Origin of the sequence: Nocardia jiangxiensis NBRC 101359 (genome assembly GCF_000308615.1) — a bacterium.
Taxonomy (GTDB): Bacteria; Actinomycetota; Actinomycetes; order Mycobacteriales; family Mycobacteriaceae; genus Nocardia; species Nocardia jiangxiensis.
Genome location: NZ_BAGB01000062.1, coordinates 57,508 through 71,617, shown reverse-complemented (window position 1 = coordinate 71,617; position 14,110 = coordinate 57,508). Strand labels below are relative to the sequence as shown.

Below are 14,110 nucleotides of genomic sequence, written 5' to 3'. Positions count from 1 at the left end.
CGGTGGTTCAGCGGTCGAGCAGTCCGAGTGCGGCCAGGTCCTCGTAGGGTTCGTCGATGCTGCACGAGCCATAGGAGATGAAGAGCGTTCGCGGGGTCGTCCGGGTGGTGTCGCCGAGTGCCTCGGTGAGGACGGCTGCGTCCCGTTCGGCGAGAATCGTTGTGAGCGAGTCATTTCCGGCGTTGTCCAGGGCGGCCGACGCGGCGCACAGGACGTTGAGGAAGCCGTGGTGCTCGAATCCGGTTGTGGCGTCGGTGTGCCGGAGCGCATTGTGTAGTCCCGCAGTGCATTTGAAGGGTGCGGAGCTGCGGGCGGCGTCGCCGATCCAGGTCGCCAGTTCGGTGTCGTCCGGGAATGCGTCGGCTTGCGTTCCGCCGGTGCGGAATTTGAGCCGCAGACCATTTGCGGCGACGGTGGCGAGTACTTCGGGCCACTCCGGGTGGCTCGGGCGCGGTACTTCGACGTAGGTGGTGATACCTCGGCGATCGCGGTTCGCGATAGAGGTGACCTGCGGAGTCAGGGGCCGTGACCGGTCGAGTTTGACCTCCAGCGCACGCACCGCGACCCGAAGGGCGTCGGCCGCCTCGATCGTCTCGGCGACGGCGTCCGGGGTCGGGACGACGACGCTCACCGGCAGGGGTTCGGGGAACAACTCCGGCGTCGCCAGTTGCGCGGCGGCCGCGAGGTCGCCGGTCCCCAGAACGAACGGGCCCACCAGGGTGCGCACACGTGAATTCCGGTGTGCGGCATAAGCGATGACGGCCTCGGGTAGCGGCAGTGATCCCGGCGGAAAGATCGCGGCGTCGTCGACGAGGGCGGCAAATACGTTCGGGATTGACATGGGTCACACTGTAGCGCAGTATGGTCGATAATAGGTTATCTAATGACCGTTTATCGAACATTCAGCCGTCGAGTATCGAGGTGAGGTATGGCGTACTACCGACGCGTGGGCGAGGTGCCGGGCAAGCGGCACACCCAGTTCCGTGACAGCGAGGGTGTGCTGCGATACGAGGAACTCATGGGTGAGGAGGGGTTCACCTCGGACTCCTCGCTGCTGTATCACCGCACGATCCCCTCGGCCATCGTGGGCAGCGAGATCTGGGATCTGGGGGAGCAGTCGACCCTGCCGAACCATCCGATGAAACCGCGTCATCTGCGGCTGCACGAGCTGTTCGCCGTCGACGAGGCGGCCGGGATCGATGCCGTCACCGGACGGCGCCTCGTGCTGGGCAACGGCGACGTGCGGATCGGCTACGTGGTGGCCGGCGCGGTGTCTCCGTACTACCGCAACTCGATCGGCGACGAATGCGTGTACGTCGAGTCCGGGCACGGGGTCGTCGAGACGATATTCGGCGTGCTGCCTTATCGCACAGGAGATTTCGTCGTCATTCCGCGGGCGACCACGCACCGCTGGGTGCCCGATGCGGCCGAGGGGCCGAGCCGGCTGTACCCGATCGAGGGCAACAGTCACATCGCACCGCCGAAGCGCTACCTGTCGCGCTTCGGTCAGCTGCTCGAGCACGCGCCGTACTGTGAGCGCGATCTGTACGGACCCGACGAGCCGCTGCTCGCCGAGGGCGCCGATGTCGAGGTGCTGGTGAAGCATCGCGGCTCGACCGGCGTCGTCGGCACCCGCTTCACCTACGCCGACCACCCGTTCGACGTCGTGGGCTGGGACGGCTGCCTGTACCCGTACACCTTCAACGTCGAGGACTTCATGCCGATCACCGGCAAGGTGCACCAGCCGCCGCCGGTTCATCAGGTCTTCGAGGGCGACAACTTCGTGGTCTGCGCATTCGTGCCGCGCAAGGTCGACTACCACCCGCTGTCGATTCCGGTGCCCTACTACCACTCCAATGTCGATTCCGACGAGGTCATGTTCTACGTCGGCGGCGATTACGCGGCTCGCAAGGGTTCCGGGATCGGGATCGGCTCGGTGTCGCTGCACCCCGGCGGGCACGCGCACGGTCCGCAGCCCGGTGCGATGGAGGCGTCGATCGGTGTGCAGCAGGTCGACGAGCTGGCGGTGATGGTCGATACGTTCCGCCCGCTCGAGCTGGGCGAGGCCGCGACCGCCAGCGATGACGGCGTCTACGCCTGGGTGTGGGCCGGACGGAAGATCCGGTGAGCATGCCCGCCCTGGTGAGTACGGACAAGCAAACTCGTGGAGAGGTGACCCGATGACCGCCGCCGAACGCCTGGCCAGCACGGGCTTCGACATCAACCATCTGCCGTACGGATCGTTCTCGACCGCCGAGTCCGGACCGAAACTCGGCGTGCGCCTGGGTGATCACGTCCTCGGTGTCGCCGCTCTGCTCGGGCATGCCGATGCCGCGCCCGAGGACGTCGCGGCCACGGACGACGCGAACCTCGACACTCTGCTCACCCGCGACCGCGCCGCCTGGGATCGGGTCCGCGCCGGGATCGTTCGTGCGCTGACCGATCCTGCCCTCGCCGAAACCGTTGTCGCCGAGGCTGTTCCACTCTCCGAGGCGAGTCTGCATCTGCCGTTCACCGTCGCCGACTACGTCGACTTCTACGGCAACGAGTTCCACGCCTCCAACGTCGGCCGGATCTTCCGTCCCGGACAGCCTCCGCTGACGCCGAATTGGAAGCATCTGCCCATCGGCTACCACGGCCGCGCGGGCACCATCGTCCCCAGCGGCACCGAGATCGCACGCCCCAAGGGGCTGCGCCCCGAACCCGAAGCGGCGCCCACCTTCGGCCCGAGCCGTCGCCTGGACATCGAGGTCGAAATGGGCTTCGTCCTGGGATCCGCTGTCCCGCAAGGGGAAGTGGCCCTCACCGAAGCCGACGACCACATCTTCGGACTGACCCTCACCAACGACTGGTCCGCCCGCGACATCCAGGCGTTCGAATACGTCCCCCTCGGCCCGTTCCTGGCCAAATCCTTCGCCACGTCCATCTCCGTCTGGGTGACTCCCCTCGCCGCTCTCGACCGGGCCCGCACCACCCCGCCCCCGCGGGACACGCCGCTGGCCCCCTACCTGGACGACTCCGCCACTCCCGCATGGGCTTTCGACATCGAAATCGACGTCGTCCTGAACGGCGAAGTGGTCTCCACCGCCCCCTACGCCACGACCTACTGGACCGCAGCCCAGATGCTCGCCCACATGACTGTCAACGGCGCGGGCCTACGACCGGGCGACTTCTTCGCCAGCGGCACCATCTCCGGCCCTGATGCCAACCAACGCGGATCCTTCCTCGAAATAACCTGGGGCGGAAGCGAACCCCTGACCCTGGCCGACGGCACCGAAATAGCCTTCCTGCGCGACAACGACGAGGTAACCCTCCGCGCCCGAGCCGCCGGGCCGGAGGGCACCATCACCCTCGGCGAAACCACCGGACGCATATTGCCTTCCCGCTGAACAGGATTCGTGCGCATTGCGGTCGCCGCCGGCCCGCAACTCGGTTCAGTCGACTTCGGGCCAGCGGCGTAGCGAATGCGGGGGTCACGTGTGCCATGAGGGGGCGAACGCCATGACCGCTCCCCTGACACGATGTGGTCGATCGGGTCTCAGATCGTCAGAACCATGCGATACCGCGCGCGCCCCTGGTCCATGTCCGCATACGCTTCAGCGGCCCGATCCAACGGGAGTTCCTGCGTGCGCGCCCGCACGCCGGACTGAACCGCGAAGTGCATCGTGTCTTCGACATCGCGCGCGGTTCCGGACGGATGACCGATGACGCTCAGTCCCGGGCCGATCAGTTGCAGCGGGCTGATGGGCAGCGGTTCGGGGGTGACGCCGATGGTGATCAGTTCACCGCGCGGCGCGAGCCCGCCGATCGTCTCTCCCATGGCCTGGGCGCTTGCCGCGGTCCCGAGCACGACCGATGCGCTGCCGAGTCGGCCCAATGCCTCGCTGACGTTCTCCGCGGTCGAGTCGATGTAGTGGTGGGCGCCCAGCGCACGGGCGTCCTCGGCCTTGCCCGCGCCGCGGGCGATCGCGATCGTCTCGAAACCCATCGCGCGTGCGAACTGCACGCCGAGGTGGCCGAGCCCGCCGATGCCCAGGATCGCGACGCGGTCGCCGGGCGTCGCACGGCTCTCCCGAAGCGCGTGAAATGTGGTGACCCCGGCGCACCCCATCGGGGCGGCTTCCGCCAGGGAAAGCCCGTCCGGGATGCGGGCCAGGGCGTTCGCCGGGACGGTCACCGATTCGGCATATCCGCCCGGGTAGTGCCAGCTGGGGACCTGCATATTCGCGCAGTGGATGAAGTCGCCCTTGCGGCACGGAATGCATTTGGCGCAATTCCCGCCGAACCAGCCGACCGCGACGCGGTCGCCGACCGCAAAGTTGTCGACTCCGACCCCGAGTTCGGCGATGGTTCCCGCGATCTCGTGCCCCGGCGTCAGCGGCCAGGGCAGCCCCGGAAATCCGCCGCCGACGAACGCCCGGTCGGTGCCGCAGACCCCGCATGCCGCGACCTGGATCCGCACATGGTCGCGGGGCGTCGCGGGTGTGTCGACGTCGACCAGTTTCAGCGCCTCACCGGCGGACTGCACGTGAACAGCCTGATGAGTGGACATCTACATCCTCGCTTTCCTCGGTAACGGTGGTGAGCCTTCGAGGAGCCGCGGGCGTCGGCGGACCGGATCACTGAGCTCGGCGAAGGGCGTGGTGCTACTCGGCAATGCGGGCGTGAAGATCGTTCCTGGACGATTATCCGCCGACGCGCCGCACCCGCTGCGCGTTCCGCGTATCCGCTCACGAATTACATGGAAGACTGTCGACCGGAAGCGCTACAGGATTCGAGGCAACGGCAGCCAGGACCTCCCGACCGACTCGGAGGACCTCCGTCCGGACCAGATGAAATCTGCAGAGGAGCTACCGTGAGACGAACGATCGCGGCAATCGCCGCAGTGATCATCCTGACCGGCCTGGGGGTCGGTACCGCACATGCGAGAAACAGCACCCCGGAGGTCGGTCCGGGAACCTCGATCGGGCTGTGCACCATCACCACCGCCGGACACGACGCGCGGGGCAACGCAGTTGCTCTCACGGCCGGGCACTGCATGTTCAGCCGCGGCCAGGAGGTCTACGCCCTCGGTATCGGGAAGATCGGCCATTTCGCCGCCTGGAGTTCGAAATGGGCGCCCCTACAGTCCGACGGTTCCGACGACTGGGCGGTGATCGAGCTGGACCGAGGCGTGGGTATTTCCGTCAAGGCCCCGAATGGTACGGTGCTCGATCACTTCGGCACCCCCCAGGTCGATCGCCGAATGAGCAAATACGGCCAGATCACCGGCACCACCACCGGCACCATCGCGGTGATCGCGAACAACATCCTGAAGTCCGGCACCGCTTCGCTGATCGGAGACTCGGGCGCCCCCGCCTACCAGGGAACAGGAATAGTCGGCCTCATGTCGGTCATCACCCTGGGCGCCCCCGCCAGCCTGTTCTGGTACTCGGGCATCGACGGCATCCTGCGCGAACTGAACTCCCGGCCCGGCGTCATCGGCTACGGCTTCACGATCGGATGAGCCTGTCCGAGTAGGGATTACCGGCCAAGCCGACGGCAGGCGCGCGGTCGAACATCAGCCCGGTTCGTCGTCGCCGAATGTGGCGTTGCGGCGGTGGTCGTCGTTCTGGGCCCGGCCCGGAATCGCACCCGCCGGCCGGCTCGGATCCGTCTTTTCCGGCAACAGGAGAGCTGCCGCGAGCACGGCCGCAGGCGGCGCTGTCGCGACGACGAATCCGACTGCGATCCAACCACTCATCGGCAGGCTCTTTCTCCTTCGGCGGCCGATGCTTCGCGGCCCGGCGCACTGCGTCCGCAGGCTTCATGTCCCAGCATCGGATTGCATCCAGCGATTGAAAGACATCCTCGGACAGGCTGTTTCGATCCCGGTGACGTGCATGACCGCATCCAGCTCGAGTGCGTCGAGATGGTTCGGGGCCGGTGCGAGCACGATGTCGACGTCCAGATTGCGAACCTGATCGACAAGACGGATCGGAGAATCGTCAGGCCATATCAGCACGTAGCCGAGTCGGCGCGCCAATCGACGAAGCTGCGCCACATCCCATTCCGACGCGATCGACACATCGAGGTTGATCCACCCCAGTGCCGTTGGTTGCCGGCGCATTCGCCAACCCCTGTTCTGTCGCATCTTGTTCCCCGACTCATGTTTCGAGCCGTGGCTGCTCGCCAGGTGGTGTCGAGTACGGCGGCGAGCGATTGACGACTCAATGTTCTCGTCGGTCTAGCACTGAAAAAAGGTCATATATGAGGACATCGACAGGCCATTAGGGCGATCATCCTGTACAGGATGCCCTCTTAGAGGACTATTCTGGGCGCATGACGACCCCAGGGAACTCGGCTCTCCGCGCTGCCCGGCAAGCCCTCGGATACCGATCGCAAGCGGCTCTCGCGGACGCGCTCAACGACACGGCGCGCACGATCGGGCTTCGGATTTCGATCAGCACCCGGACCGTCCGTCGCTGGGAATCGGATGAGGCTCCTTGGCCTCACCCGGAACATGCGACCGCTCTGGAGGTCCTGTTCAAGCGCCCGATCACCGACCTTGGTTTCACCCCGCCGTGGACAGCGGAAGGTGTCCCTCCGACGAAGCTGTCCTCAGTCGCAGACAGCTGGGCGCCAAGGCATTTCGTTCCCGCTGCGGCAGTCTTGCCCACTTCCACGGCCGCCGACTTCATGGCGATCACTGTTTCGCACAGGCATCTCTACTGGTCGGTGCCTGCGGTGCGGCTGCATCGCGCTGTTGCCGAGCATGCGGCACTGGGGATGGACCTCTTGCCGCGAATTCCGGTGTCCGCAAAAACGCTTTTGGCGCAGGCTATTTCAGAGTCGGAATTGCTCGCCGGACGAATCGAGTTCTTCGATCTGCAAAAGCCAGAACTCGCCCAATCGAGCTTGGTGATGGCACTGCAGGCCGCTCACGAGGCCGACGATGCGTTACTCGGCTCCGCAACGTTGGCCCACATGGCTTTCGCACCGGCATTTTCCGGTGATTCGGCACGGGCGGACGAGGCCCGCGATCGTCTCAGGGCAGCAAGGACATTCGCGGCCCGGGGTCGTGCGTGCGCGGAGATGATGGCATGGCTCGATTGCGTCGAAGCCGAAGTCGAAACGCGATTCGGGGACACGCGGCGCGCTCTGGAGCTGATCCGTCATGCCGAGGAGATGTACGGCGAGTTCGACCGTGAGACCGACCCCTCACCAGTCTGGCTCGACTGGTTCTCACCAGTACGCTTGTCGGGCTTCAAGGGCAACACACTTCTCACCGCTGGGCGCGGCAGAGAAGCTACCGAGACGTTGGAGCAGGTGCTGGCGGATCTCCCTGACGAGTCCGTCAAACAACGAACCATCTATCTCGCCGATCTCGCGGCAGCCGCTGTCCTGCAACAAAACCCGGAAGAGGCTTGCGGGTACCTCGAGCAGGCTCTCGATATCCTCGGCCGAAACTGGTACGCGACGGCCATGGACCGGATAAAAGCTGTTCGCCAGACACTCCGGCAGTGGGATTCGCTACCGGCGATCCGGTCGCTGGACGATCGGCTCTACGACTGGCACACAACGGTGAACTCGCTGGTGGGATGAGCTAGTTGTTCTCTGCCGCAACGATATCCGTGAGTTCGCTCAGCCCCTTGATTCGCCAATCGGGCAGGTTCGCAATATCTTCGGTGTCCCGAAGTATCCATCCCCACGGTCCACGCTGAATGTGGGCGGCACGCATTCCCGCGGCTTTCGCGGGTGCGATGTCGTTGTCGATGCGGTCGCCGACATAGACGATCTCCTCGGCGTCACATGGAGCCTCCTCGACAATCTTCGCGAAGAACTCGGGCGCAGGCTTCGCCACGCCCCAATCATCCGACGTAGCAACGAAATCCGTCGGCAATCCCAAACTCCGCAGAATCTTCCCCGAACGAATGGTCTGATTCCCGGCCACCCCGACCCACACCCCCATCTCCCGCAACCTCCCCAGTGCAGGCCGCACATCTGAATAGAGATCGTCCTCCCCGTAAGTCTCGGCCTCCCCGGCCTCCACCCGAGCCTGCCGCTCCCGAGTCAGCTCGAACCCCGGCTCGAACGCCCGAAACGCCTCCCGATAATCCCGCCCGGTAGCGATGACGGCCCCGAACACCGTGGAGAACGTATGCCGAGGCACCTCCAACCAATCCGCCCAGGTCCCATACTCCCGAGTCTCATCGACCAGCGTCTCACCCACATCGAACACAACCGCCGAGATCACGCCCCAACCGTACCGCCGCCCGAGGCCGGACTTGCCGACTGTTGCTCCCCTCATGGGAGCGCAGCTACCTGAGTGGCCTGTCTACGTCCAGCCGATGCCACCACCATGCGTCGTCGCGGTGTCGCCCACGATGATCGCTGTACAGGTCCGGCAGGCTGCGCCTTCGAAACTCGCGATCCAACGTCCGAACCACCTGTGCGAGTTCGGCTTTCGCCCGAAAGGGTAGCTCCCCGAGTATGAACTCCAAGACATCACGGGCGTTCCGCACGTCGTCCTGCACGCAGTCCGGACACCAGCAGTACCAATGCATCGGGTACAGCGGGAAGCGCGCATCTCGCCGAACGAATTCACGGTACCGATGTAGCGCCGAAGCGGTTGCGCCCCAATAGATGAGCTCGGAGTCGCGGTTCGCTGATTCCATACGATTTGCGCGAATTGTGTCACCACGACGATGACATCGTCGACCGAATTACCCGACGAGGCCCCGCGCTCGGCACAGCTCGTACCATGGAGATGATGGCCACTCGGAATCCGACGCTCATCGCCCTGTCGGGGCTTCCCGGCGTGGGCAAGACCACCCTCGCTCGCCGTCTGAGCGCCGAGCTCGATGCCGTTCACGTCCGACTCGACACGATCGAGGCAGCCTTGACCGCGTCCGGGATGGTCGAGCGGGCCGGAGGGTGGACCGCAGCTCCCGATGCCGGCTATCGAGTCGCCTACGCCCTCGCCCGCGATCATCTCGAGGCAGGACACGACGTCGTCGCCGACAGTGTGAACCCCCTGGCCATCACGAGGCACGCATGGGCGGACTGCGCACAGGCCGGACACGCGGCCCTGGTCAACATCGAGGTGATCTGCAGCGACCGCGCAATTCACAAGCACCGCATCGAATCCCGAACCTCCGACCTCGACGGACTGACGGTGCCAACCTGGCAACAGGTCGAAGAACGCACTTACGAACCCTGGCCGACATCGGTACTTCGCGTCGACACAGCAACAGGCATCGACCAGCCGGTCGAGCTCATCGCCGCCGCATTGTGCGGACAACGCATCAGGTCGTCCCGCTGGCAAGCCATGCCGGCAGCCTTTTCGCATACTGAGCAGTGATCAGCTATCCCGACAGGGAACGAGGGGATGACAGCCTGCTACGTCGGCAGGCCCGGCCCCGATCGCACCCCCATCCCACTCGATCAACTGCCCGAACTAACCCGCACGCTCAAAGATCAGCCGTGCTGGCTTAGGTTTCCAACGCATGCAGCGACACATAACGCTGTCGCTGAGTGAACGCCGAGCCACGCCCAATCGCTTCGAGAGTGGCATCACGATCGCCCTCCGCAGCCTTCAGGAAAGGCTCGAGTCGATGTTCGGACAGCAGGTGCCAGACCTCGGCTGCGACTGAATTCCCCACCCATGGACGTTATCCTGTGCGTCCGGATTCGGGGCGAGGACATTGTTGCCACTGCCTTGGTAGATACGACACAACCCTTGACAACGTACAACCAATCGGTTGTATATTCTTCTCGTGACCGAGTCGGACGAGGAGGACAGGGCGGATGCTCTGTTCCACGCGCTCGCCGACCGAACCCGGCGCGACATCATGCGCAGGGTGCTGGCCGGAGAGCACTCGGTCTCCGCTCTCGCCTCGAAGTACGACATGAGCTTCGCGGCAGTGCAGAAGCATGTCGCCGTGCTGGAGAAGGCCGGTCTGCTCACCAAGCGGCGGGACGGTCGCGAGCAGCTGGCCAGCGGCGACGTGACGGCGGTGCGGTCGGTGGCTTCCATGCTCACCGAGCTGGAGCAGGTCTGGCGTGGCCGCATCGCGCGCATCGACGAGCTGATCGCATCCGACCCCACACCGCACCACAGTCAGAAGGAGTAACAATGCCCGTCATCGACGTCCAGCACGACCTGGACTCCCGCACCCTGACCATGACCGCCGAATTCGCCGCGGGGGTGGAGCGGGTCTGGCAGATCTATGCCGACCCGCGTCAGTTGGAGAAGATCTGGGGTCCGCCGACCTATCCGGCGACCGTCGTCGACCACGACCTCGTCCCCGGTGGCCTGGTGACCTACTTCATGACCAGCCCCGAGGGCGAGAAGTTCGCTGGGTACTGGAAGATCACGGCCGTCGACGCGCCGCACAGCTTCTCGTTCGAGGACGGATTCGCCGACCTGGATTTCAAGCCGAACACGGATCTGCCTGTCTCGCAGAACGTTTACACGTTCACCGAACAAGACAGCCGCACCCGTGCCGTGTACGTGAGCACCTTCGAAACCGCGGAAGGGCTGCAGAAGGTGCTGGAGATGGGTGTCGTCGAGGGCGCCACCGCCGCGATCAACCAGATCGACGCCCTCATCGCCTCCTGATATCCGCATACCGCCGGTCGCCCATCGAAGTCCCACGCGGCCAGCGGCCCCACTGGCCGGGCCATCGGTGCAGTCCCGCACGAACGAGGTCAGCGCTTCACGAGTTCGGCGAGGCGGTCCCAGGCCGGGGACGAGGCTCCGGGCTGGGACCGCGCGGCGAAGCGGGCGGCAGTCGGGTTGTGCACGGGGCGGGCTTCTGATCGGCTGTGATGGTTGGCGAACCAGCTTCGGATACGGTCCGCGAGGGCGGGGAGGCGAGAATCGTCGGGCGGCCAATTGTAGGCGTCGTCGTGTTCGAGGTAGAGGGCGCGGAATTCGGGATCGGTGATGAGCTCCCGTTTTTCGGTGATCCACACGGCAGCATCCTCGGGCGAGGTTGTCTGCATGAGGATCCAGCCGTCGCGTTCCAGATGTATGTGGCGTTCGCTGACGCCGAGTTCGCGCAAGTCGTCGAGATAATCGGCGACTTCCGGGGAGACGAAAAGCCGGTCGCCGCTGCGCAGTTGAGCGAGCCGATCGCGAGTTCGCCGCAGCCGCGCCATTCGATCTCGGAGGTCACGGTCGACCTCGGCGATCGCTGCGGCGAGCGCGGCCGGGTCGCTGTCGAGAAGATCCTTGATGCGGGCCAATGGCACGCCCGCATCGGCCAGGGTTCTGATCTTGATGAGATCGATGGCGTCCTGGGCGGTGTAGCGCCGGTAGCCGGACGAGTCGCGGTCGGGTTCGGCGAGCAGGCCGCGCTCATGGTAATGCCGGATTGTTTTGGTGGTCACTCCGGCGTAGTCCGCGAGTCGGCCGATCGTGATCATGCTGGACATCCTTCCACTCGGCGGTCAGGTCACAGGTGTCATACCCGCCGGGTCAGGCGGCCGCCGCCGTTGCGGAAGCGCGCTCGGCCGCGGCGGACGTCGTGGTACGAGACGAGCAGCAGTCGCAGGTATCCGTCGAAGGCGTCGAGCGGGTATCCGGCGGGCGCGAAAAGGCCGGGCCGGATCGGTACGTAACGTTGTGGCGGGGCGGAGGTCATGCCGCCGGCGAACGCGGTGAAGATCTGCCGCTGCGATTCATCCGCTGGTTCGTAGCTCATCCGTTCCTCGAGCTGACCGTCGACGACGGTGACGTCTATGCGGAGCTGATTGGAGCGGTACGTGCCCACGTAGGGGGCGAGGTCGACGTCGGGCTCGAATTCGTCGATGAGAGTAGGGATCTGGACGGCGAGATGCTCGCGCAGTAGTCGTTGCAGGATCTGGTCGTGCAACATGATGGCGCTGCCGGTATTGCCGTAGGCGGTGAAGACCAGGTCGTGTTCGGGCACGACGCACAGGATGGACACCCCGCCGGGCGATGCGCCCGACATGGCGAGCACGGTCGTGTCACCGAACGGATATCGCACCCAGCCCAGGCCCATCGGCGGGACGTTCGGGGTGGCCATGTCGTGCGAGACCTGCTGCATCAGGGAGGTCGACTCGGCGGACAGTACGCGTGTGCCGGAGGGAGATACACCGCCGGTGAGGTGGGTGCGGCCGAAGGCGAGCAGGTCGCTGACCGTGCCGATCGGTGTGCCGCCGGCCGGCCCCCAGGTATCGGGCAGCATGAACATGTCCGTGGGCTTCGCGGCCATGGTTTCCGGGTCCGGGAAGTGGCCCACCGCGGTGCTGCGCAGGATGGCTCGCTCGGCGGAGGTGCTGGAGGTCGTCATGCCGACGGGTGCGAAGACATTGCGTTCCAGGAGATCGGGGAACGGCGTGCCGGTGACCACTTCGAGCAAGCGGCCCGCAACGATCATGCCGCCATTGGAGTAGCTGAGCTGCTCGCCGGGCTCGAACAAGGCGCCGCAGCTACCCGCGAGGCGCTCCACGTATATCTTCAAGGCGTCGCGGCCTTTGCCATCAGGGAAGAACAGGTCCGCGTCGATGCCGTTGGTGTGTGAGATCAGGTGCCGGACCAGGATCTTCTCCGCCGCGCCCGGCTCGGCCAGAGTGAATTCGGGTAGATACTTCACCACCGGCGTGTCCAGGTTCAGCAGTCCACGCTCGACCTGCTGAAGGACCAGTGTCGTAGTCAGGACCTTGGTGACCGAGCCGAAGAGGAATCCGGTGTCCTCGAGCATCGGTGCGCCGGTGGCGACGTTCGCGGTGCCGTGGGCGACGATGACCTGTTCGCGGGCGTGGTAGACGCCGACGACGAACCCGGGAACATTGTTGGACTCGCAATAGGCGCAGATCTGCTCGCGGATCTGGGCTTCGATGGTCCGCAGTGCGTTGTCGTTCATGCGAACCATCGTCGAACCTTGCCCCTGGGGCAAGGTCAAGCCGGGAACGAAAAAAGCCGGCAAGCACGCTCGGGATATCGCTCGGCAGAGCCTCTGATCAGCAGGTTCGATGCCCTGCGGTCTACTTCTTCGCAGACGCTGATCCGCTACACGTTGAAGCGGAACTCGACAACATCCCCATCGTGCATGACGTAGTCCTTGCCTTCCATCCGTACCTTGCCCGCGGACTTGGCGGCTGCCATCGAACCGGCCTCGACCAGATCGTCGTAAGCGACGATTTCGGCCTTGATGAAGCCTCGTTCGAAGTCGGTGTGGATGACGCCGGCGGCTTTGGGGGCGGTGTCGCCCTGGTGAATTGTCCACGCGCGGGCCTCTTTCGGGCCTGCGGTGAGGTAGGTCTGGAGGCCGAGGGTGTGGAAGCCGGCGCGGGCGAGGGCGTGTAGGCCGGGTTCGGTCTGGCCGATGGATTCCAGGAGTTCCAGGGCGGATTCGTCGTCGAGTTCGAGGAGTTCGGCTTCGACCTTCGCGTCGAGGAAGACCGCATCGGCCGGTGCCACAGCGGCTTTGAGTTCGGCGACGCGTGCCTCGTCGGTGAGGACGGACTCGTCGGCGTTGAAGACGTAGAGGAACGGCTTGGTGGTGAGCAGCGAAAGTTCTTTCAGCAGTTCGGTATCCACCTTCGAGCCGGCGGCGAACAGGGTGGTGCCCTCGTTGAGGAACTCCTGTGCGGCCTTGGCGGCGTCGGCGATCGGCTTGCGATCCTTCTTGATCTTGGCTTCCTTCTCGAAGCGCGGGACCGCCTTCTCGAGGGTCTGCAAGTCCGCCAGGATCAGTTCGGTCTCGATCACCTCGATATCGGCGGTCGGGTCGACCTTGCCGTCCACGTGCACCACATCGTCGTCGGCGAACACACGCACCACCTGGCAGATGGCGTCGGCCTCGCGGATGTTGGCCAGGAACTTGTTGCCCAGCCCGGCGCCCTCGGACGCGCCCTTCACGATGCCCGCGATATCGACGAACGACACCGTCGCGGGCACGATGCGCTCGGAGGAGAAGATCTCGGCGAGCTTGTCCAGCCTCGGATCCGGCAGCGGCACCACGCCGACGTTCGGCTCGATGGTGGCGAACGGATAGTTCGCGGCCAGCACGTCGTTCTTGGTCAGCGCATTGAACAACGTCGACTTTCCGACGTTGGGCAGGCCGACGATTCCGAGGGTGAGACTCACGAGAACAGG

At 65.2% G+C, this 14,110-nt stretch carries 15 protein-coding genes; 7 read left to right on the top strand and 8 right to left on the bottom strand.

The features are described from left to right. Positions 1 to 7 precede the first annotated feature (7 nt). Entirely contained in the window at positions 8 to 841 is an 834-nt protein-coding gene (locus ON40_RS27490) for a hypothetical protein (protein ID WP_040827633.1), read from the bottom strand. A gap of 87 nt (positions 842 to 928) precedes the next feature. On the opposite strand from ON40_RS27490, the gene ON40_RS27485 reads away from it, so the two are divergent. Both ON40_RS27485 and fahA read left to right on the top strand, forming a co-directional pair. Continuing rightward, positions 929 to 2,128 carry a homogentisate 1,2-dioxygenase gene (locus ON40_RS27485; protein ID WP_040827632.1) on the top strand — a complete coding sequence of 400 codons (1,200 nt, stop codon included), beginning with the start codon at positions 929 to 931 and terminating at the stop codon, positions 2,126 to 2,128. Between the two features lie 52 nt (positions 2,129 to 2,180). Then, positions 2,181 to 3,389, top strand: a complete 1,209-nt coding sequence (fahA, locus tag ON40_RS27480) for a fumarylacetoacetase (protein ID WP_051193615.1) — start codon at positions 2,181 to 2,183, stop codon at positions 3,387 to 3,389. A 149-nt stretch (positions 3,390 to 3,538) separates the two neighbouring features. Here the strand turns inward: fahA and ON40_RS27475 are convergent, their stop codons facing one another. Beyond that, the gene (locus tag ON40_RS27475) at positions 3,539 to 4,552 is read right to left on the bottom strand and encodes an alcohol dehydrogenase catalytic domain-containing protein (protein WP_040827631.1); all 1,014 of its coding nucleotides are present in this window, start codon (positions 4,550 to 4,552) and stop codon (positions 3,539 to 3,541) included. Positions 4,553 to 4,855: 303 nt separating this feature from the next. Here ON40_RS27475 and ON40_RS27470 point away from each other — a divergent pair, with 303 nt between their 5' ends. Next, positions 4,856 to 5,506 carry a chymotrypsin family serine protease gene (locus ON40_RS27470; protein ID WP_157186434.1) on the top strand — a complete coding sequence of 217 codons (651 nt, stop codon included), beginning with the start codon at positions 4,856 to 4,858 and terminating at the stop codon, positions 5,504 to 5,506. A gap of 54 nt (positions 5,507 to 5,560) precedes the next feature. On the opposite strand, the gene ON40_RS27465 is transcribed toward ON40_RS27470, so the two are convergent. Together ON40_RS27465 and ON40_RS27460 are read right to left on the bottom strand one after the other, a co-directional pair. After that, positions 5,561 to 5,743, bottom strand: a complete 183-nt coding sequence (locus ON40_RS27465; RefSeq protein ID WP_040827629.1) for a hypothetical protein — start codon at positions 5,741 to 5,743, stop codon at positions 5,561 to 5,563. Between the two features lie 63 nt (positions 5,744 to 5,806). Beyond that, positions 5,807 to 6,067, bottom strand: a complete 261-nt coding sequence (locus ON40_RS27460) for a hypothetical protein (RefSeq protein WP_245568015.1) — start codon at positions 6,065 to 6,067, stop codon at positions 5,807 to 5,809. Positions 6,068 to 6,321: 254 nt separating this feature from the next. Between ON40_RS27460 and ON40_RS27455 the strand changes: the two genes are divergently transcribed. Then, the gene (locus ON40_RS27455; protein WP_040827627.1) at positions 6,322 to 7,584 is read left to right on the top strand and encodes a helix-turn-helix domain-containing protein; all 1,263 of its coding nucleotides are present in this window, start codon (positions 6,322 to 6,324) and stop codon (positions 7,582 to 7,584) included. 1 nt (position 7,585) lies between these two features. Here the strand turns inward: ON40_RS27455 and ON40_RS27450 are convergent, their stop codons facing one another. Beyond that, the gene (locus tag ON40_RS27450; protein ID WP_218008876.1) at positions 7,586 to 8,290 is read right to left on the bottom strand and encodes an HAD family hydrolase; all 705 of its coding nucleotides are present in this window, start codon (positions 8,288 to 8,290) and stop codon (positions 7,586 to 7,588) included. Positions 8,291 to 8,752: 462 nt separating this feature from the next. On the opposite strand from ON40_RS27450, the gene ON40_RS27440 reads away from it, so the two are divergent. The 3 genes from ON40_RS27440 to ON40_RS27430 all read left to right on the top strand — a co-directional run bounded on the left by ON40_RS27440 (position 8,753) and on the right by ON40_RS27430 (position 10,603). After that, the gene (locus ON40_RS27440) at positions 8,753 to 9,343 is read left to right on the top strand and encodes a P-loop nucleotide/nucleoside kinase family protein (RefSeq protein ID WP_083895986.1); all 591 of its coding nucleotides are present in this window, start codon (positions 8,753 to 8,755) and stop codon (positions 9,341 to 9,343) included. Between the two features lie 415 nt (positions 9,344 to 9,758). Further along, positions 9,759 to 10,115, top strand: coding sequence for an ArsR/SmtB family transcription factor (locus tag ON40_RS27435; protein WP_040827624.1), 357 nt, complete (start codon positions 9,759 to 9,761; stop codon positions 10,113 to 10,115). Positions 10,116 to 10,117: 2 nt separating this feature from the next. Continuing rightward, a complete protein-coding gene (locus ON40_RS27430; RefSeq protein WP_040827623.1) occupies positions 10,118 to 10,603 on the top strand; it encodes an SRPBCC family protein in 486 nt (161 codons plus the stop codon). 89 nt (positions 10,604 to 10,692) lie between these two features. Here the strand turns inward: ON40_RS27430 and ON40_RS27425 are convergent, their stop codons facing one another. The 3 genes from ON40_RS27425 to ychF all read right to left on the bottom strand — a co-directional run bounded on the left by ON40_RS27425 (position 10,693) and on the right by ychF (position 14,101). After that, complete coding sequence (locus tag ON40_RS27425) at positions 10,693 to 11,412, bottom strand: MerR family transcriptional regulator (protein ID WP_040827622.1); 720 nt, start codon at positions 11,410 to 11,412, stop codon at positions 10,693 to 10,695. 38 nt (positions 11,413 to 11,450) lie between these two features. Then, positions 11,451 to 12,875, bottom strand: a complete 1,425-nt coding sequence (locus ON40_RS27420; protein WP_218008875.1) for a serine hydrolase domain-containing protein — start codon at positions 12,873 to 12,875, stop codon at positions 11,451 to 11,453. A gap of 146 nt (positions 12,876 to 13,021) precedes the next feature. After that, positions 13,022 to 14,101 carry a redox-regulated ATPase YchF gene (gene ychF, locus ON40_RS27415; protein ID WP_040827620.1) on the bottom strand — a complete coding sequence of 360 codons (1,080 nt, stop codon included), beginning with the start codon at positions 14,099 to 14,101 and terminating at the stop codon, positions 13,022 to 13,024. Positions 14,102 to 14,110: the final 9 nt, after the last annotated feature.